The 18,806-nt window shown below is 26.2% G+C and carries 22 protein-coding genes; 19 read left to right on the forward strand and 3 right to left on the reverse strand.

Going from position 1 to position 18,806, the window contains the following annotated elements:
• Window positions 1-31: 31 nt before the first annotated feature.
• The gene (locus NY022_RS08070; protein ID WP_267525124.1) at window positions 32-1,084 is read right to left on the reverse strand and encodes a tetratricopeptide repeat protein; all 1,053 of its coding nucleotides are present in this window, start codon (window positions 1,082-1,084) and stop codon (window positions 32-34) included.
• 186 nt (window positions 1,085-1,270) lie between these two features.
• On the opposite strand from NY022_RS08070, the gene NY022_RS08075 reads away from it, so the two are divergent.
• The 6 genes from NY022_RS08075 to NY022_RS08100 all read left to right on the forward strand — a co-directional run bounded on the left by NY022_RS08075 (window position 1,271) and on the right by NY022_RS08100 (window position 7,461).
• The gene (locus NY022_RS08075) at window positions 1,271-1,951 is read left to right on the forward strand and encodes a F0F1 ATP synthase subunit A (protein ID WP_267525126.1); all 681 of its coding nucleotides are present in this window, start codon (window positions 1,271-1,273) and stop codon (window positions 1,949-1,951) included.
• Window positions 1,951-3,369, forward strand: a complete 1,419-nt coding sequence (gene gatB, locus NY022_RS08080; protein WP_267525128.1) for an Asp-tRNA(Asn)/Glu-tRNA(Gln) amidotransferase subunit GatB — start codon at window positions 1,951-1,953, stop codon at window positions 3,367-3,369. The genes NY022_RS08075 and gatB overlap by 1 nt, the downstream gene beginning before the upstream one ends.
• Window positions 3,366-4,244, forward strand: a complete 879-nt coding sequence (locus tag NY022_RS08085) for an NAD(P)H-dependent glycerol-3-phosphate dehydrogenase (RefSeq protein ID WP_267525130.1) — start codon at window positions 3,366-3,368, stop codon at window positions 4,242-4,244. The genes gatB and NY022_RS08085 overlap by 4 nt, the downstream gene beginning before the upstream one ends.
• Window positions 4,241-5,218 (forward strand): glycoside hydrolase family 3 N-terminal domain-containing protein, encoded by a 978-nt coding sequence (locus NY022_RS08090; RefSeq protein WP_267525132.1) that lies wholly within the window; start codon window positions 4,241-4,243, stop codon window positions 5,216-5,218. The genes NY022_RS08085 and NY022_RS08090 overlap by 4 nt, the downstream gene beginning before the upstream one ends.
• On the forward strand, window positions 5,215-5,985 hold the full coding sequence (locus NY022_RS08095; protein WP_267525134.1) for a TIGR02757 family protein: 771 nt from the start codon (window positions 5,215-5,217) through the stop codon (window positions 5,983-5,985). The genes NY022_RS08090 and NY022_RS08095 overlap by 4 nt, the downstream gene beginning before the upstream one ends.
• A gap of 303 nt (window positions 5,986-6,288) precedes the next feature.
• Entirely contained in the window at window positions 6,289-7,461 is a 1,173-nt protein-coding gene (locus tag NY022_RS08100; RefSeq protein WP_267525136.1) for a type II toxin-antitoxin system HipA family toxin, read from the forward strand.
• Between the two features lie 215 nt (window positions 7,462-7,676).
• Here NY022_RS08100 and glnA read toward each other — a convergent pair whose 3' ends face one another.
• The gene (glnA, locus tag NY022_RS08105; RefSeq protein WP_267525138.1) at window positions 7,677-9,107 is read right to left on the reverse strand and encodes a type I glutamate--ammonia ligase; all 1,431 of its coding nucleotides are present in this window, start codon (window positions 9,105-9,107) and stop codon (window positions 7,677-7,679) included.
• 88 nt (window positions 9,108-9,195) lie between these two features.
• Between glnA and NY022_RS08110 the strand changes: the two genes are divergently transcribed.
• The 4 genes from NY022_RS08110 (at window position 9,196) to NY022_RS08125 (ending at window position 12,109) form a co-directional block, all read left to right on the forward strand.
• Window positions 9,196-9,609, forward strand: coding sequence for a hypothetical protein (locus tag NY022_RS08110; protein ID WP_267525140.1), 414 nt, complete (start codon window positions 9,196-9,198; stop codon window positions 9,607-9,609).
• 3 nt (window positions 9,610-9,612) lie between these two features.
• Complete coding sequence (locus NY022_RS08115; protein WP_267525142.1) at window positions 9,613-10,860, forward strand: peptidase U32 family protein; 1,248 nt, start codon at window positions 9,613-9,615, stop codon at window positions 10,858-10,860.
• 8 nt (window positions 10,861-10,868) lie between these two features.
• Window positions 10,869-11,324 carry a DUF3972 domain-containing protein gene (locus NY022_RS08120; RefSeq protein WP_267525144.1) on the forward strand — a complete coding sequence of 152 codons (456 nt, stop codon included), beginning with the start codon at window positions 10,869-10,871 and terminating at the stop codon, window positions 11,322-11,324.
• A 197-nt stretch (window positions 11,325-11,521) separates the two neighbouring features.
• A complete protein-coding gene (locus NY022_RS08125; RefSeq protein WP_267525146.1) occupies window positions 11,522-12,109 on the forward strand; it encodes a zeta toxin family protein in 588 nt (195 codons plus the stop codon).
• A 743-nt stretch (window positions 12,110-12,852) separates the two neighbouring features.
• Here the strand turns inward: NY022_RS08125 and ruvB are convergent.
• Entirely contained in the window at window positions 12,853-13,854 is a 1,002-nt protein-coding gene (gene ruvB, locus NY022_RS08130) for a Holliday junction branch migration DNA helicase RuvB (RefSeq protein WP_267525148.1), read from the reverse strand.
• A gap of 66 nt (window positions 13,855-13,920) precedes the next feature.
• On the opposite strand from ruvB, the gene NY022_RS08135 reads away from it, so the two are divergent.
• The 9 genes from NY022_RS08135 (at window position 13,921) to NY022_RS08175 (ending at window position 18,781) form a co-directional block, all read left to right on the forward strand.
• A complete protein-coding gene (locus NY022_RS08135) occupies window positions 13,921-14,340 on the forward strand; it encodes a hypothetical protein (RefSeq protein WP_267525150.1) in 420 nt (139 codons plus the stop codon).
• Window positions 14,337-15,380 carry an AI-2E family transporter gene (locus tag NY022_RS08140; protein WP_267525198.1) on the forward strand — a complete coding sequence of 348 codons (1,044 nt, stop codon included), beginning with the start codon at window positions 14,337-14,339 and terminating at the stop codon, window positions 15,378-15,380. The genes NY022_RS08135 and NY022_RS08140 overlap by 4 nt, the downstream gene beginning before the upstream one ends.
• 178 nt (window positions 15,381-15,558) lie before the next feature.
• Window positions 15,559-15,717: a hypothetical protein gene (locus NY022_RS08145; RefSeq protein WP_267525152.1), complete on the forward strand. Its 159-nt coding sequence runs from the start codon at window positions 15,559-15,561 to the stop codon at window positions 15,715-15,717.
• The gene (locus NY022_RS08150) at window positions 15,710-16,366 is read left to right on the forward strand and encodes an AzlC family ABC transporter permease (RefSeq protein WP_267525154.1); all 657 of its coding nucleotides are present in this window, start codon (window positions 15,710-15,712) and stop codon (window positions 16,364-16,366) included. The genes NY022_RS08145 and NY022_RS08150 overlap by 8 nt, the downstream gene beginning before the upstream one ends.
• Window positions 16,351-16,680 carry an AzlD domain-containing protein gene (locus NY022_RS08155; protein ID WP_267525156.1) on the forward strand — a complete coding sequence of 110 codons (330 nt, stop codon included), beginning with the start codon at window positions 16,351-16,353 and terminating at the stop codon, window positions 16,678-16,680. Before NY022_RS08150 ends, NY022_RS08155 begins: the two co-directional genes overlap by 16 nt.
• A gap of 37 nt (window positions 16,681-16,717) precedes the next feature.
• The gene (locus NY022_RS08160) at window positions 16,718-17,194 is read left to right on the forward strand and encodes a 3-isopropylmalate dehydratase small subunit (protein WP_214117845.1); all 477 of its coding nucleotides are present in this window, start codon (window positions 16,718-16,720) and stop codon (window positions 17,192-17,194) included.
• On the forward strand, window positions 17,191-18,228 hold the full coding sequence (leuB, locus tag NY022_RS08165; protein WP_214117844.1) for a 3-isopropylmalate dehydrogenase: 1,038 nt from the start codon (window positions 17,191-17,193) through the stop codon (window positions 18,226-18,228). The genes NY022_RS08160 and leuB overlap by 4 nt, the downstream gene beginning before the upstream one ends.
• On the forward strand, window positions 18,228-18,470 hold the full coding sequence (locus NY022_RS08170) for a hypothetical protein (protein WP_267525160.1): 243 nt from the start codon (window positions 18,228-18,230) through the stop codon (window positions 18,468-18,470). Before leuB ends, NY022_RS08170 begins: the two co-directional genes overlap by 1 nt.
• Entirely contained in the window at window positions 18,467-18,781 is a 315-nt protein-coding gene (locus tag NY022_RS08175) for a CiaD-like domain-containing protein (protein ID WP_267525162.1), read from the forward strand. Before NY022_RS08170 ends, NY022_RS08175 begins: the two co-directional genes overlap by 4 nt.
• The last annotated feature ends 25 nt before the right edge of the window (window positions 18,782-18,806 follow it).

Here is an 18,806-nt window from a genome sequence, read left to right on the forward strand (position 1 = left end):
ATTTTTAGATAGGAAATTCCTATCTAATGTATTATTTTTTGCAAGCAGCTTTATATCCTAGATTACACGATTTTTTATAATATTTTTTTGATTGTTTAGGATTCTTTTTAATTTTACCATTTGAGAAAAAATCACCTAAGTTATTACAAGCCAATGCATTATTTAATTCACAAGATTTTGTATATAACTTAATCGCTTTTGCATAGTCCTTATTTGTCCCTATTCCTTTTGTATTTAATACACCTAAATTATTACACGCAGCAGCATTATTTGCATCACAAGCTTTTGTGTAGTAATTAACAGCAAGTTTGTAATCAATATTAACACCAAGTCCAAATTCATAAGCCTTTGCTAGTTCATTACAAGCTGGAGCGTAATTTGCTTGACAAGATTTTAATTGTAATGATATTGCTGAAGAGTGGTTTATAGGTAGTATTTTGTTATTAGTATGCATTAAGCTTAAGTTATGACATGCTATTGGTTCACCTAATTCACAAGATTTTAGGTAAAATCCTAGTGTCTTTATCATATCAATATTATTAAAATTTTCGTATATATATCCTGCGTTTAAACAAGCTGATTTATCATTATATTTGCAACCTAATTCATAATAATTTAAAGCATTTGAGTAGTTTTGTTTAAAGCCTTTAGCATATTCATATGACAAGCCTAAATTTCTACAAGCCCACCCATTTTGAAGTTCACATCCTTTTTTATATTTTTCATTAGCTTTTGAAATATTTTTTGTAACACCTATACCATTTTCTAAAAAGTATCCACTTCTAGCACACGATATAGCATTTAAATTGTCGCAAGATTTTTCAGCGTACTCATACGCTAATTTTAAATTTGATTTGTTTTGATTTATATAAGAAAGATTAGAACAAGCTATAGCATTATTATTGTCACAAGCTAGTTTATAAAATTTCTCCGCTTCAGTAATATTATTTTGATTATAATATTGAGCACCTAAGTCATTACAAGCATTATAATCTAAATTATTGCAAGATTGCTCTAATGTTTTAATATCATAAGCATATAGTATTGTAAATGCTAAAGGTAAAGTTAGTAAAATTTTTTTCATAATGATCCTTTCAACGCAGATAATTTGTTAAATTAATTACGTAGATTATTAAATTTTGGTATTAAAATGCTTAACCAAGTTAATTAAAATAGTAAAATTTTATTATTATCCTTTTAGAAATATTAACCAATTACTAAGTCTTACGATGTAGAATTGACACAAACTTTAAGCTTAAGGAGCATTAAGATGCACAATTTGTTTTTATTCAGTGATTTTATTACGCATGATATTAAAATTGCTTATTTAGTTCATCTAATTTTAGTTGTACTTATTGTTTTATTGTTAGCTAAAATGGCGACTTCTAAAATGCAATTAGTTCCAAGAGGTGTTCAAAATTTAATGGAAATGTTTTTATCAGGTGTTCTTAGTATGGGTAAAGATACATTAGGTAGCGAAGAATTAGCTAGAAAATATTTACCATTAGTAGCCACAATAGGATTAATTGTCTTTGTTAGTAATATAATAGGTATTATCCCGGGATTTGAAGCACCAAGTGGTAGTTTAAATTTAACATTAGTTTTAGCTGTGATAGTGTTTGTTTATTATAACTTTGAAGGTATAAGAGAGCAAGGTGTTGTAAAATATTTTTCTCATTTTTTTGGAACAGTTAAATTTATAGCGCCGTTTATGTTTTTAGTAGAGGTAATTTCTCATTTTTCAAGAATTATTTCATTATCTTTCCGTTTGTTTGGAAATATTAAAGGCGATGATTTATTCTTAGCTGTTATTTTGGCATTAGTTCCTTATATAGCACCTTTACCACCATATTTTCTTTTAACATTCATGGCATTTTTACAAACTTTTGTATTTATGATATTAACATATGTTTACATTGCTAGTGCAATAGTAGTTGAAGAGGAACATTAATGGAATTTGAAGTAGTTATTGGTTTAGAAGTTCATACTCAGCTTAATACAAAAACTAAGATTTTTTGTTCTTGTGCGACAAGTTTTGGTGAAGTTGCTAATACTAATGTTTGCCCTGTATGTTTGGCATTGCCTGGAGCTTTACCTGTATTAAATAAAGAAGCTTTACAAAAGGCTATATATTTTGGTAAAGCAATTAATGCAAAAATTAATGAAGTAAGTATTTTTAATAGAAAAAACTATTTTTATCCTGATTTACCTAAAGCTTATCAAATATCACAATTTGATGTGGCAATAGTTGAAGGTGGAAAATTAGAAATTGAAGGTGATTTTGGTAAAAAAATAGTAGGAATTACTAGAGCTCACCTTGAAGAAGATGCAGGTAAAAATATTCACGAAAACGATAATTCTTTAGTGGATTTAAATCGTGCAGGAACTCCACTACTTGAGATTGTAAGTGAGCCAGATATTAGAAGTGCTGATGAAGCTGTAGCTTATCTTAAAAAACTTCATTCTATTATAAGATTTTTAGATATTAGTGATGCTAATATGCAAGAAGGCTCTTTTAGATGTGATGTTAATATATCTATTAGACCTAAAGGCGATAATAAATTTTATACAAGAGTAGAAATTAAGAATTTAAATAGTTTTAAATTTATTCAAAAAGCAATAGAGTATGAGAAAGAACGCCAAATAGCTGCTTGGATGGATGGTAAGTATGATAGTGAAGTAGTTCAAGAAACAAGATTATTTGATACTACAAGACTTGTTACAAAACCTATGAGAAGCAAAGAAGAAGCTGCTGAATATAGATATTTTGCAGACCCTGATTTATTACCTGTATTTGCTAGTGCTGATATGATTAATGTTGCAATTCCTGAACTTGCAGATGAGAAAATATCTCGTTATGTTAGCGAGTATGGGCTAAAAGAAGATGATGCTAAGGTTTTAGTAAGCTCACTAGAAATGGCTATGTTTTTTGAATATTTAATAAAATCAGGTTGTTCTCCAAAACTTAGTACAACTTGGTTAAGTGTAGAATTAATGGGTTTATTAAAAGGTGAATTAAATATAACAAATTCTCCTGTGGGAAAAGAAAAATTAGCAGATTTGATAAAAGCTATTGAAAATAGTGAAATATCAAATAAAGCAGGCAAAGATGTTTTAGCTTATTTGTTTGAAAACGATATAAGTGTAAGCGATGCTATTGATAAACTAGGATTAAAACAAGTTAGTGATGATGGTGCTATTAATGCAATAATAGATGAAATATTATCTAAAAATGCAGATAAAGTAGCTGAATATAAGTCGGGTAAAGATAAATTGTTTGGATTTTTTGTAGGACAGACTATGAAAGAAGGCAAAGGAGCTTTTAATCCAAATAAAGTAAATGAGCTTTTAAAGGCTAAGCTTGGATGATTAGCGTAATTGGTTCTGGTAAGTGGGGTAGTGCAATAGCTCATGCTATCTCACTTAATAACAAGGTAAATATTTGTTCTTTTAGTAAAAAATCAGGTGAATATATTGATATAAACGAAGCTAAAAAAAGTAAATATTTAATATTTGCATTAAGTGCTCAAGGAACCTATGATTATCTTAGAGCTAACTTTAGTAATTTAAATGATAATTATGTATTAATCGCTTCAAAAGGTATTTATCAAGACTTGTTTTTACACGATGTATTTTCTAAGTTTTTTCCAATAGAAAATATTAGTGTTTTAACTGGCCCATCTTTTGCAGCAGAAGTTAGTAAAAATTTACCAACAGCACTTGTAATTAGTGGTATTAATGATAAGTTAAATCAAGAATTTGCTAATTTTTTTCCTAGTTTTATAAAGACATACACCGATAATGATGTCGTTGGTGCTGAGATTTGTGGCGCATATAAAAATATTATTGCTATTGCTAGTGGAATTTGTGATGGATTAGAATTAGGTAATAATGCAAGAGCTGCTCTTATTTCTCGTGGTCTTATAGAAATTACTAGATTTGGTAAGTTTTTTGGTGCTAAAGATAATACTTTTCTAGGTTTAAGTGGGGCAGGTGATTTATTTTTAACTGCTAGCTCAACATTATCAAGAAATTACAGAGTGGGATTAATGCTTGCAAAGGGCTATAATCAAGATGAAATTAAGCAAGAATTAAATGAAGTTGCTGAAGGAATTGATACTACTAAATCAGTTTGTAAAATTGCAAAAACACATAATATATATTGTCCTATTGCTAATGAAATTTTATTAATTTTAAATGGCAAGAATGTAAAAACTAGCTTACAAGATTTATTAAAAAAATGAAAAAAATTTTAATTATATTATTTATAAATATTGTATTGTATTCTCAAAATTTATCAAATATAAGCACCCAAAGACTAGCTGGTCAGATGATTATGATAGGTTTTAATGGAAAAGATATTAAAGAATACAATATAAGAAAATTAGGTCAAGAAGCTAGTCTTGGAAAAGTTGGTGGTATAGTTTTTAGTGCAAATAATTTTACAAATATTGAACAGGCAAAAAAATTAGTTAGTAGATTTAAAAATATAGCAATTGTAAATCCATTATTTTTAGGTATTGATTATTCAGATATGAATAGTTCTAATTTTAGTGATTTTTATATACCAAATTTTGTTGATTTTAATAAAAATTTAAATGATATTAGAACAGATTATTTTGATATAGCTTTCGGTATTAATGAATTAGGTATTAATTTAAATTTAACTTTAAATGTTAATTCTAGTAAAGAATTTAATAAAATGAGTATATATGCAAGGGAGTATGCTGATATTTTCAGAAAGAATAATCTTTTAGTTAGTATTAAAAGTTTTCCTGGAGATATGAATGCTAAAGATGGTGTTATAGGTGATTATAATTTTAAAAATTTAAGACCATTTTATGATTTTATACAAACTAATAAAGCTGATATGATAATGGTTTCAAATAAAATTTATCCTATACTAGATAAAAAACCAGCAAATATGTCTAAGAAAATCATTAATATGTTAAAAAATGATTTATCATTTAATGGGGTAATAGTAAGTGATGATATCTTAGGTGGTGATTTAGATGGCATAGATTTTAAAGATAGGATAATTGATAGTATAAATGCTGGAGTTGATATATTGTATTTTGGATTATCTAGGATAAAGTATGGAGATACAGCAAGCTATGTTGTTGATATTATAAGTCAAGCAGTAGATGATGGTAAAATAAGTAGAAGTAGATTAGAAGAATCTTATATAAAAATTACTTCTTTAAAAGAGAGAATATGATAAAAAAATTATTAGATGAACAAAGTGGTATTAAAAATACAATTGATAATTTATATTCGCACCCTGACCCATTGCAAGTAGTATATGATAATATTAATAGCGAATATATAGAGTTTATTGCTTTAATATGCGCTTTATTTGCGTATGGAAATGCTGGTGCTATAGTAAAATTTTTAAAAAAACTTGATTTTACTTTACTTAATAAAAGTGATGAAGAAATAAGGCAAATAAATCACAAATATAGATTTCAAAACGAAAAAGATGTAGCAGAAATTTTTATTAGTCTAAAAAGATTTAAAAAAAAATCAAGTATAAAAGATTTTAGTCATAAAATTTATAAAACAAGCAAAAATAATAAAATATTAGAAGTTATTCAAGCTTTAATTACTGAGATTTATTCATTGAATGATTATAGAAGTGATGGGTATGAATTCTTTTTTAGTAAAGTTAATAATACAAGTGCGTATAAAAGATATTGTATGTATTATCGCTGGATGGTAAGAAATGATAATTTAGATTTAGGTTTGTTTAATGAAATTAGTCCTGCTGATTTATTAATGCCACTTGATACACATACACATAAAATGGGGCTTATGTTAGGACTTATTAAAAGAAAACAAGCCGATCAAAAATGTATGCTAGAGCTTAGTAAGGCTTTAAAAAATTTTTGTAATGAAGACCCTTTAAAATACGATTTTGCTTTATATAGAATATCACAGACTAATGATGAAGAAAGTTTAAATAAATTATTACAAATTTATGTTTAAATAAATTTATAAATATTTATTTTTTGTTTGCAAAACAAAATATTTTAATTTTATTAATTTGGATAAGATAAATTATTATAAATTAAGTTATTTTGCTATGTTCTTTATAAAAATAATAAATATAAATAATTATTCTATTTTTATAAATATTAAATATAAGTTTATATTTAAATTAATTGTTTGCTATTTAAAAAATATAAATTTATTTTCATGTAGTTATATTGTTTAGTATAAGTATATTTATTACCACATAGTCTTAAATTAAGATTATTATAATGATTGAATTAAATAAATTGGATAAAAATGAGAGTTTTGCAAATTTATAGCAATGATGATTATGTGGGAGATTTAAAAATATCAGCCTATGGTAAAAATGAAACATATTTTTTTACTTATAATAAAGAATGGCTTATTAATGGATTTGAACTTGACCCAAACTTGCCTTTAGTTGAAACTGAATTTGTAAGCAAGGAATTATGGGGAGCTTTTAGTGATATTAGTCCTGATAGATGGGGTCAATTAATTCAAAAACGAAAAGCTGGTAGTGATTTAACGCCTAGTGAATATTTAGCAGGAGTTAGTGATTATTTTAGGATGGGTTCTCTTAGAGTTAGAGAAAATAATAATTTTATATCACCAACAGATTATATTCTTAATAATATAAATGAATTATGTATTTCATCTCAAAGAATTGAATTAGGTGAAAGCTTAGAAAGTGATATTAAAAATCTTTTAGCACCGAGTGGTAGTATAGGTGGTGCAAGACCAAAAGCAAGTATTATAAACAATAATGAGCTTTATATAGTAAAATTTCCATCTATTAAAGATGAATATAGACAAATATCAAATTGTGAAAAAACTATGCTTGATATTGCTAAAATAGCAAAAATTAATACTTGTGAAGTAAAGTTATTTGAAACCTATAAAGGAACAGCATTACTTGTAAAAAGGTTTGATAGAATAGATAATACAAGAATTCCTTATAAATCAGCTATGACTTTATTAGGTGTTAAAGAAGGGGAAACAAGTTTTGAAAAATCTTATTGTGATTTAGCATATTGCTTGGATACTAAAAATAAAAAGCAATTGTTTAGAAGAATGGTTTTTAATGGTTTATTTGGCAATACGGACGACCATTTAAGAAATCACGGCGTTTTATATGATAAAGATACTAAAACTTGGAATTTATCTCCTGCATTTGATATAACACCAGAAACAATAGATTATTCAAAACAAAATCACGCTTTAAATTTTATAGATTATGAAAACTTGCCATCGCTTAAATTATTTGATGAAATTAAAGAATTTTTTGAAATTAATGAAAATGAATTTAAAGAAATTTTAAAAGATATGAAAAATGCTAGAGATAAATTTGAAGAAGTAGCAATTTTAAATGGCGTGAATAAGGATAATCTAAAAGCTTTAAAAAATAATTACCAACATAAGGATTTTGATAATATTAAAAATATAAGATAAATTTAATTCTTTTATTTATGTTTAGTATGATTTTTTATTATTGAAAATTATTTATATTAATATTTTATTAATTATAGTAAAATTTCATATAAACATAATATTATAACTTACGCTGTATTTAAAAACAATAAGTCTATTTTTTCATAGCAATATATTTTATAGTGTTAATTAATATATGTTTTATGAATTTTTGCCACAATAAACTGTGGCAAAATCTAGCAAGAATATGTAGTTTTAAATTCATATGCAGTTGGGCGTTGTTCTACTGGCCAAACTTGATTTTTAAACTTCATATGTTGATAATCTTGTATACAAGTATCAGTAAAAATAGGTTTTAGATAAGCATTATCACGGATTAAGCTCTCTAAAGCACCCCTTAGAGTATGTGGTAATTGCTCTATTCCTTTTTCTCTAATTTCATCAAGGCTTAATTTAAATAAATTCTCATCCATAGGTCCAGCTGCAGTAAGCTCATTTTTAATTCCATCAAGTCCTGCTAAAAGCATAGATGAAAATGCCAAATACACATTACTAGAACTATCAGGAAAACGCATTTCAACTCTAGCACTTTTTTCGTTAATTCCATAAGGCACTCTACAACTAGCTGAACGATTTTGACAAGAGTAAGTTAGAATTGATGGAGCTTCAAACCCTGGGATTAATCTTTTATAAGAATTAGTAGTTGGATTTGTAAATGCTGTTACACTTCTTGCGTGTCTTAAAACCCCACCTATATAATGAATTGCAGTCTTACTAAGTCCTGCATAGCCACTTTTATCATAGAATAGGTTTTTGCCATTTTTAAATAAGCTCATGTGAACGTGCATTCCGCTACCATTATCAAGATGAAGTGGTTTTGGCATAAATGTAGCAGTTTTACCATTTAGATGAGCTACCATTTTTACTACATATTTATATATTTGAACATTATCAGCAGCTTCTACTAAAGTATTAAACTTAACCCCGATTTCTCCTTGACCTTGTGCACATTCATGATGATGAACAAAGCATTCAATACCAACACGCTCTAAAACCTGAACCATTTCAGCTCTTAAATCTTGCATACTATCGATTGGAGGAACCGGAGTATAACCACCTTTTCTTCTTGGACGATGACCGGTATTGTAAGCGTCTTCATAATTTTTGTTATCATTCCATTCGCCTTCTTCAGTATCTATTTGATACATAGCACAATTCATAGTATCTATTATTTTAACATCATCAAATATGAAAAATTCATTTTCAGCTCCAAAATAAGCGGTATCAGCTATTTCATTATTATCTAACATTTTCATAGTTTTTTTAGCTATTGTCCTTGGACATTTTTCATAAAAATCGTTTTTATATATATCAAAAATGTCACATATTACAATTACGGTATTATCTGTGGCAAATGGATCTAGAAAAGCCGTAGTAACATCAGGGATTAATATCATATCACTTTTATCAATCGGTTGCCAACCCTTATATGAGCTTGCATCAAAAGGAATTCCAGCTTTTAAAACTCCCTCATCAACTGATTTTAAAGTATATGTTAAATGATTCCAAGTTCCATCTAAACTTGTAAATCTAAAATCTACAAATAAAACTTCATTCTTAATACAAAAATCATAAAACTCGCTTATATTATTTACAAATTTAGCCATGTTTTAACCTTAAGTTGGATTTAATAAGCTATGATTTTAGCTGATTTTGTTTAATAGTTTAGAATATTGGTTTTTACAAGGAATATTAATGAATAATAATGAAAGTGTTTTAGAAAATAGTAAAGATGGGATTTTTTCTAGTTTGATTTATAATAAGACCGATATTCTTAATGATTATTTTTTTAATTTAGAGAATATATTAAATGGTTTAGATAGTAGTTTAAAATCACAGTTAGATTTTTTTGCAATTTTGTGTGATAAATTTCCAAATGTAGATAAATTTAAAAGTTCAAAAAATATGTTATATACGCAATTAGAACAAATTAAAACTGCAAAAGATATTGTAGAATTAGTTAATAATGAAAATAGTGATATTAAAGATTTATTAATAAAACAAGATGAGGATATTGAAAAATTAAAATCAACTATTAATAAAATCTCGATTTTAACACAACATTCTATAAATTTATTAGAATGCAATATAGAAAATAACAAGGGATAAATAATGCTAACTCCACAAATAATTGCTCCAGCAGGTAATTTAAAAAAATTAAAAATTGCTGTAAATTATGGTGCTGATGCTGTTTATGCAGGACTTTCATCGTTTTCTTTACGCTCTCGTGCTGCTAAAGAATTTGATGAAACTAGCTTTGCAGAAGGTATAAAATATGCTCATAGCAAAGGTGTGCAAGTTTATGCAACGGTTAATGGTTTTCATGTGAGTGCTCAACTAGAAGGTCTTAAAAGACATTTAGCCTTACTTGCCGAGCTAAAACCTGATGCTTTAATAATCGCTAGTATAGGTGCTATGAGATTAGCAAAACAAATAGCTCCTAATATTCCTATCCATGTTAGCACTCAAGCAAATATTTTAAATTATGAAGATGCTTTAGTTTATAAGGATTTAGGTGCAAAAAGAGTTGTAATTGCTAGAGAATTAGGCTTAAAAGATGCTTGTGATATAGCAAAAAATGCAGATATTGAAATAGAAGCATTTGTGCATGGCTCAATGTGTTTTGCTTATAGTGGAAGGTGTTTAATATCAGCAGTTCAGAGTGGAAGGCGCTCAAATCTTGGTGCATGTGCTAATGATTGTAGATTTCCTTATGAATTATATGCGAAAAATCCAGAAAATAATGCTTTATTTAGAATAGTAGAAGATGATTTAGGAACACATATTTTTAATTCTAAAGATTTAAAGCTTGCTAATTATATAGACAAAATTATGGAAAAAAATGCCATAAATGCCTTTAAAATAGAAGGAAGAACTAAGAGTGAATATTATGTAGCTTGTGCAACTAGAACTTACAAACAAGCTGTAATTGATACTTTAAACAATCAATTTGATGCAAAAAAATATGATGATGAGTTAAATACTTTAAAATCTCGTGGATTTACTGATGGGTATTTAATGGCTAGGCCTTATGAAAAAGATGATACTCAAAATCACGAAACTTCAATAATGCAAGGCACAATGCAAGTGCATGGGTTTAGCGAAAATGGTAAAAGCATAGCTAGTAAGGGAATTATTAAAAAAGATTATGAATACGAAATATTTGCTCCATTAAATGCAAATATTGAATTAGTAAATAATGAAATAGGCGAAATTTATAAGCGTGATGATAAATATTTTTGCAAATTTAAAAAGCTTATAAATGAGAATAACAAAGAATTTGGCGAATTACATAGTGGCAATATAAATGAGATTTTAAGCCCATCTTTATTGCCAGAATTTAGCTTTTTAAGAGCATAGGAGTTTTTATGCAAACATATCTTGAACTTAGTGAATTTTGCAAATTAGTTCATTTGAATGAAGAAGTTGTTTTAAATATGGTAAATCAAGGTAAGTTAAAGCATAAGTATGATGATAATAAATTGTTAATAGAAGCAAATTCTGGAGCTTTTAGCTTGATTGCTGTAGATGATAATAAAGTTAGTAGTATAAAGGGTGATTTTGTAGAAAAAACAATAGGAACAATTTTAAATTTACATGAAAGCATATTAAATGCTAAGGATGAAACATTAGAAGCCTTAAGAGATGAAAATGTCTTTTTAAAAGAAGCACTTTATTCTATGCAAGAATTAAATGAAGAAAATAGAAATATAATAAAATCATTAACTCAGGAATTAGAATTAGCTAGAGAAGAGCTAGTAAATTTTAAGCGTAAATATAAGCTTATGTGGGAAAAAACTATAGAAAAACATAAAGCAAATTAAGATATATAATAATTTTATAAATTTAAATTATATTTAAAAGAATTAGTAATTATTAATTAACTAAAAATAGTTAGGTTTTTATATGTGTTACATTTATAAATTTATAAAAAGTTTCAATATAAAATATTTTTAGTTTCTATATTAGTAAAGCTGTTTGTTTTTAATATAATTATTTTAAATTTATATAAGGGATTATTATGATAAATCAACCAGTAGCTACTATTTTTGCAGGTGTGAATGGTGCAGGCAAAACAAGTTTTTATTACAATACTCAATTTGATACACAAAAGCAAATTGAATTTGGTTATAGAATTGATATTGATGAAATCGCTCGTTCAATAGGAAATTGGAAAGATAAAGAAATTCAAATAAAAGCTTCTAAAAAAGCGATTGAGATAAGAAATGCCTATATAAAAAATCAAAAAAATTTTATGCAAGAAACTACACTTTGTGGTAAGAGTATTCTAAAACTTTTTGATGAATTAAAAGAGAGAGGTTTTATTATAAAATTATATTTTTTAAATGTAGATAGTCCAAAAACTGCAAAAGAGCGAGTAAAAATAAGAGTAGCTAAAGGCGGACATGATATAGAGTCATCTGTAATAAATAGACGATATTATGAAAGTATGCAAAATCTTTTAAAAGTTATACCATTGTGTTATGAAATTTTATTTTATGATAATACTTATGATTTTGAATTAATTGCAAAAATTACTAATAATATAATGCAAAAATATAAAAATGTTGCTTGGTTTGATAACTTAATACAAGAAAATATAATATAAGAATTATTATAATGATATGAATTTGATTTTTTATAACAGGCTTAAATTATAATGAATAATTTTATGTGATATCTTAAAATTATATAATGTAAATATCAAAGCAATAGGACAAATAAAGTTTTTGTGGAATAAAAATTAAAAGTATGTAAAATAAAATGGAAAAAATAACAAATAATTATAAATATAACACATTTTTGCAATAGTTGAATAAAAGCTTGTCTAATAAGAATTTACTTAAAGAATAATTTGAATTTTAATCCAGAAATTTTATAAATAGGGTGTGGATAAAAAAGCTGGTTTATTTAATATACTGATTGAATTTGGATTTAAATAGTTAGTATGATGTAAAAATATTAGATTGTAAAGTGAATAATGAAATTAAAAAATTATATAAATTAATTAGCAATATTTGATTTTATAATAATATATTTTTGTTATCAAAACTAAAAGGAAAGGTTTTTTAAAATAATGTAATGATTATTTTGAATATTTATACAATTTTATCGCATAACACATGTTCTTAATAAAGTATAAATTAGTAAAATAAAAATATGCAAGGTTATAAATTTCTAGTGTTTTAACAAGTATTATTGTGTAATTATATTTATATTCATTATAGGTATGTGATTAAATTTAAAATGAAAAATAATTTAAGTAATTTATTATTACATATTTAATTATAAATTTATATATACTAGTTTTTATAAATATTTATTTTGTAATTAATATTTTATAAATTAAATTTATATATCAAATAAAGTACCACCTCCTAATTTTAATAAACTATAAGCTTTAGTGGTTGCTACTCTTCCTTTTGCACTTTTTTCTATGTAATTATTTGCTATCAAATAAGGCTCGATTACATCTTCAATAGTTCTTTCATCTTCGCTTAAAGCTGCTGCAATAGTATTTAAGCCCACTGCTTTTTTAGCCTTGCATAAAAACTCAAGATAATTTAAATCGCACTCATCAAGACCTAATTCATTTACACCTAAACTCTCAAGCGCTAATTTAGCTCTTTTTAAAGTGATTTTTGTTTCATTATTTACTATGGCAAAATCCCTAACTCTTTTAAGAAGTCTAAGGGCAATTCTTGGTGTGCTTCTGCATCTTTTAGCTATTTCTTTACTAGCGTCGTTATCGCAGGTAATATCAAGCTTTAAAGCAGCTTTGCTAATAATTAAGGCAAGTTCATCAGGGGTATAAAACTCTAGCCTACAATTAATCCCAAATCTATCCCTAAGCGGAGTTGAAATTCCACCGCTTTTAGTAGTAGCAGCAATTAAGCAAAACTTAGCTAAATCAATTTTAACGGTTTGAGCTGCAGGACCACTTCCTATTATAATATCAAGACGAAAGTCCTCCATCGCTGGATATAAAACTTCTTCAATAGCAGGGCTTAAGCGATGAATTTCATCAATAAATAATATATCTCCATCTTCAAGATTTGTAAGAATTGCAGCTAAATCTCCGCTTTTTTCTATCATAGGGGCTGCTGTTGTTTTAATATTTACTCCCATTTCATTTGCAATTATATTTGCTAAAGTGGTTTTTCCAAGACCTGCAGGGCCAAAAAATAAAGTATGATCAAGCGGAGCATTTCTTAACTTTGCTGATTTTATAAATACTTTTAAATTCTCTTTAGTTTTGTTTTGACCTACATATTCATCAAAAGTGCTTGGTCTTAAGCTAATTTCATATTTGCTATCATCTTTAAATTGTTCAATTTCAACTATTCTTTCCATAATTTACCTTAAATTTATTGTAAAATATTTGTATAATACTAGCGAAAAATAAAAACGAGTGGATATATGAGTAAAATTTTTAATATTTTAGAACAGTTAGAATTAGATAATAATTTATATTTTGTTAATAAATTTATGGATAATTTAAATAAATTATGTGATAATTTAGAACCATTAATAATATCTTTATCAAATCCTTATAATTATTATGAAAATATTAATAAGATTTATATTATATTTAATAATATAAAATATGAAAGTGAAAAATTAAAAATTTATCAACTTGTTAACATTTGTAATGTTGTAGAAGATGTTTTGCGTGATGCTATTGAATTGATAGGCCCTGCTAGTGATGATTTGATAGATTGGTTATTATTAGTTCAAGATCAATTAATTTTGCATAAAAATGATTTAGATAATGGTAAAATATTTTTATCGGCTTTAAATCCAAAAATTATTAATATTCCAGAAAGGCTTAATAAATAATGAATGGAAGATATTTTTTAATATCACTTGTTTTGTTTGTGTTTTTTTGTGTTTTATATTTATTTCGTCCATTTTTACTAACCATTGCTATTGCTATTTTGATGGCAGTTGCTACAGCAAATTTACATCATAAAATTTTTATAAGATATAAAAGAAAAATTATAGCACCAATTGTTTTGACAGTTTTGATGTCATTATTATTTTTCGCTCCTATGGCTTATGCAGGTTTTTCTTTTGCAATTTTAGTAAAAAATATTGATATAACTATTTTGCAAGATGCTTTTCAAAAAATAAAAACTATGGAATTTGATTTGCCTGAAAATTTAAATTATATAGAACCTAAGGTAAAAGAAATTTTGAATAATATAGATTTTAATAGCTTAGGTAAAAATGCATTAAATTATGCATCAAATTTTACAAAATCAGGTGCTAAATTTTTTACTGAATTAGTAGTAATAGTAATTTTTTATTTTTTTGTTAATTATTACGGAATAGAACTTGTTAATTTTTTTAGAAAATTGCTACCGCTTAAAAAGGATGAATTTGAGAATATTTTAAGTGAAGTGTCTAATGTAATGAGTGTTGTTTTTTATTCTGTTATTATTACAGCTATTTTTGAAGGAATTTTGTTTGCTTTTTGCTTAATATTTTTTGGATATGATGGGCTTTTAATGGGTATTTTGTATGCTGTATCATCGTTAATTCCATTAATCGGCGGAGCTTTATTATGGTTGCCTGTAGGACTTTATGAGTATTCTTTGGGTAATCATACAAATGCTATTATAATAGCTTTATATTCTATTATTGTTATATCAATTATAGCTGACACTTTTATTAAACCATTAATTATTAAGTATATTAATAATAAATTTTTAAAAACTCCAGCAAAAATTAATGAATTATTAATATTCTTTTCTATGATAGCTGGTATTTCTACATTTGGCTTTTGGGGAGTAATACTAGGACCTGCTATTTTAGCTTTATTTTTATCTGTAGTTAAATTGTATATTTTAGTAAGTGAGTATGATTTAAAAAAATAATTATAAGTTAAATTTTACTTATAATTATTTTTTATAAAAGTAAATTGTATATTTTTTGCTCTGATATATTTTTATTATTTTTGTTCCTTTTTGAAACAGTATAGCAATATTAATGCGAAAATTTTATTAAATTTAACATTACTTATTTTATAATTAAAACAAATTAAAGGAGTTTTATATGATTTTTTTAATACCTGTTTTTATTATTATCGGTGTGTTATTTGGGATTGATTATATGTATTTTGATAGGGTTGATATTACTAAAGTTGAAAAAAATATTAAAGAAATATCAAAAAAAGATGTAAATGAGTATATAAAAAAGATAACAAATGATTAAAGTAGCTTTCATAGATACTTTTGCTATAGCTATTGCTTATATAGTTATGGGGGTTGCATTTGGAATACTTGCTTTTTTTCAAAATTTTAATTTTTTTGAAATTTTGTGTTGCGCTATTTTTGTTTTTTCTGGTTCTTTACAATTCTTATTACTTACATTATTAGCCGAAAATACAAGTTTATTTGGTATTTTAATAGCTGCTAGTTTACTTAATCTTAGGCATATTTTTTATATTATGAGTTGCATGAGATATTTTAGAACTATGAAATTTATAAAATATTACGCTGTTTTTGCTCTTACTGATGAAAGTTTTGCATTGCTTAGTGCTAATAATTATGATAATAAAACAGCGATTTTTATATTGTTTTTAAACCATTTTTATTGGGTATTAGGTTGTGTTTTAGGTTTTTGTATAGCTAGTTTTAGTAGTGTTGATTATAGTTCTTTGAGTTTTTCACAATATGCTTTATTTATCATATTAGCCTATGAATTATGTTTAAAATCAAAAAATAAATTTGCGATAAGTATAGCTTTTGTTATAGGAATTATCGGATTATTTTTCGTACCAAAAGAATTTATGCTATTAATTTGTATGACATGTGGAATTTGTATTTTACTAATAGGAAAAAAATTATGTCTAATACGATGATTGTAATAATTTTAGTAGCAATTAATGGAATAATTATCAAAGAATTAGGTTATTTTTTATTTGGGACTAAAAAACCTAATGAAATTTTAAATTTTTTAGAAAATTTTATGCCTATGCTTATAATGATTATTCTAGTATGTTTTTTATATAAAGATTTAGATTATAAGAATTTACCTTATTCTATGGATTATATAATATCTGGCTTTTTTTCTTTAATTTTTTATATAGTTTTTAAGAAAACTTATATAGCTATAATACTAGCTACATTAATTTTTTATATTTTACATGATATTATTTTTATTAATGTTACTTAACTGTCTTAATTTAGAATACATATAAAAAGGAGCTTTAATGAGAGTTTTTAAATTTGGCGATAATATAGATACAGATTTAATCATAGCCGCAAGATATTTAAATACAAGTGATGAAAAAGTATTAGCTAGTTATGTTATGGAAGATGCTAGACCTGGATTTTTTAAAGAAATTAAAGAAAATGATTGCATAGTTGCAGGAGAGAATTTTGGTTGTGGTTCTAGTCGTGAGCACGCACCAATTGCTATTAAAGCTGCAAATATTAAATGTGTAATCGCAAAAACTTATGCGAGAATTTTTTATAGAAACGCATATAATACTGGGCTTTTAATATTAGAGTGCAACGATACTGATAAAATTGCAGAAAATGATGAATTAGATATAGATATTACAAATGGAATTATTAAAAATATCACAAAAAACGAAAGCTATAAAATAAATCCAATCCCTGTATTTATGCAAGAATTATTAAACGCGGGTGGTTTGATTGAATACGCTAGTAAGGTTGCAAAATGAATAAAATTTGTGTAATTAAAGGTGATGGAATAGGTCCTGAAATAATCAATGAAGCTATAAGAGTTTTAAAAGTAGTTCGCCCTGATTTAGAATATACTGAATGCTTAATGGGTGGGGCTGCGATTGATGCTGTTGGAGTTCCTTTACCGCAAGAAACTATTGATGTAGCACTAAATTCTAATGCAGTTTTATTTGGTGCAATTGGTGGAGAAAAATGGGATAAGCTAGAACGCCATTTAAGACCTGAGAGTGGATTATTAGCACTTAGAAAAGCTTTAGGAGTATTTGCAAATCTTCGTCCTGCTTTTGTATATGATGGACTTGAAGAGCTTAGCACTATTAAAGCTAGTGTTGTAAAAGGCGTTGATTTACTTGTAGTAAGAGAATTAACGGGTGGAATTTATTTTGGACAACCTAGAGAAAAACTAGAAGATAGAGCTTATAATACAATGGTTTATACTCGTGATGAGATAATTAGAATTGCAAAAATTGGTTTTGAAAGTGCAATGAAACGCCGCAAAAAATTATGTATGGTAGATAAAGCTAATGTGCTTGAAACTTCGGCTTTATGGAGAGAAGTTTGCGATGAGTTGGCTGTAAATTATCCTGAAGTTGAATTAAGCTATATGTATGTAGATAATGCTGCTATGCAACTTATTAAAAATCCAAAGCAATTTGATGTGATTTTAACAGAGAATTTATTTGGAGATATTTTAAGTGATGAAGCTAGTATGGTAGTTGGCTCAATCGGATTACTTGCAAGTGCTAGTATAGGTGGAAAAGTTGGACTTTATGAGCCAATTCACGGAAGCGCTCCTGATATTGCTGGTCAAGGCATAGCAAATCCAATTGCTACAATTTTGAGTGCTGCTATGATGCTAAGATTTGCATTAAACGATGAAGTATCAGCATCAAAAATAGAAAACGCAGTAAAAAGAGTAATAAGCGAAGGCTATGGATGTGCTGATTTAGCTAATGCAAAAATTAAATTAAATACCCAAGAAATGGGCGAATTAGTAGCGAAGTATTGCTAATGCAAACAATAACTGCAGCAAAGATTTATGAAGAACAAGGGCTAAGAGAAGAAGCCCTTGAAATATATAAAAATATTTTAAAGCGTGATAAAAACAATCAAGCAGCTAAAGAAGGTATTTATAGATTAAGCGGGGTTAGAAGTTATAAAGTAGAGTTAAATCATAAAATGTATGATTTTTTTATGAATGCAAAAAGTGAACAAGAATATAATGAATTTAAAAGATGGTTGGTAGATATATGAATATAGATGAATTATCTAAATTAGCCGTAGCACATGTTGAAAAAGAATTTAAAAACAAAGATAGTGATATTAATGAAGATATTATGATTGCTAGATTAGAAGAATTAACTAGACAAAAAAATAGTCAAGAAAGCTATATTTTAAGCGATTTTGAAAAAAAATACTTAAATAAAGTTAGAGAAAGAATTTTAGTTCTTTTTGAAGCTTTAAATACAAAGCAAAACGAAGAAGATTTGCAAAAAAGATTAGAGATTACAATAACTTTTATTGAGTTTTTGTTAGCAAGTATTGAAGAACGTTTAAAAAATTAATGCTTCCCTGGAATAAAAAAACTTT

Origin of the sequence: Campylobacter sp. MG1, assembly GCF_026616895.1 — a bacterium.
Lineage (GTDB): Bacteria > Campylobacterota > Campylobacteria > Campylobacterales > Campylobacteraceae > Campylobacter_E.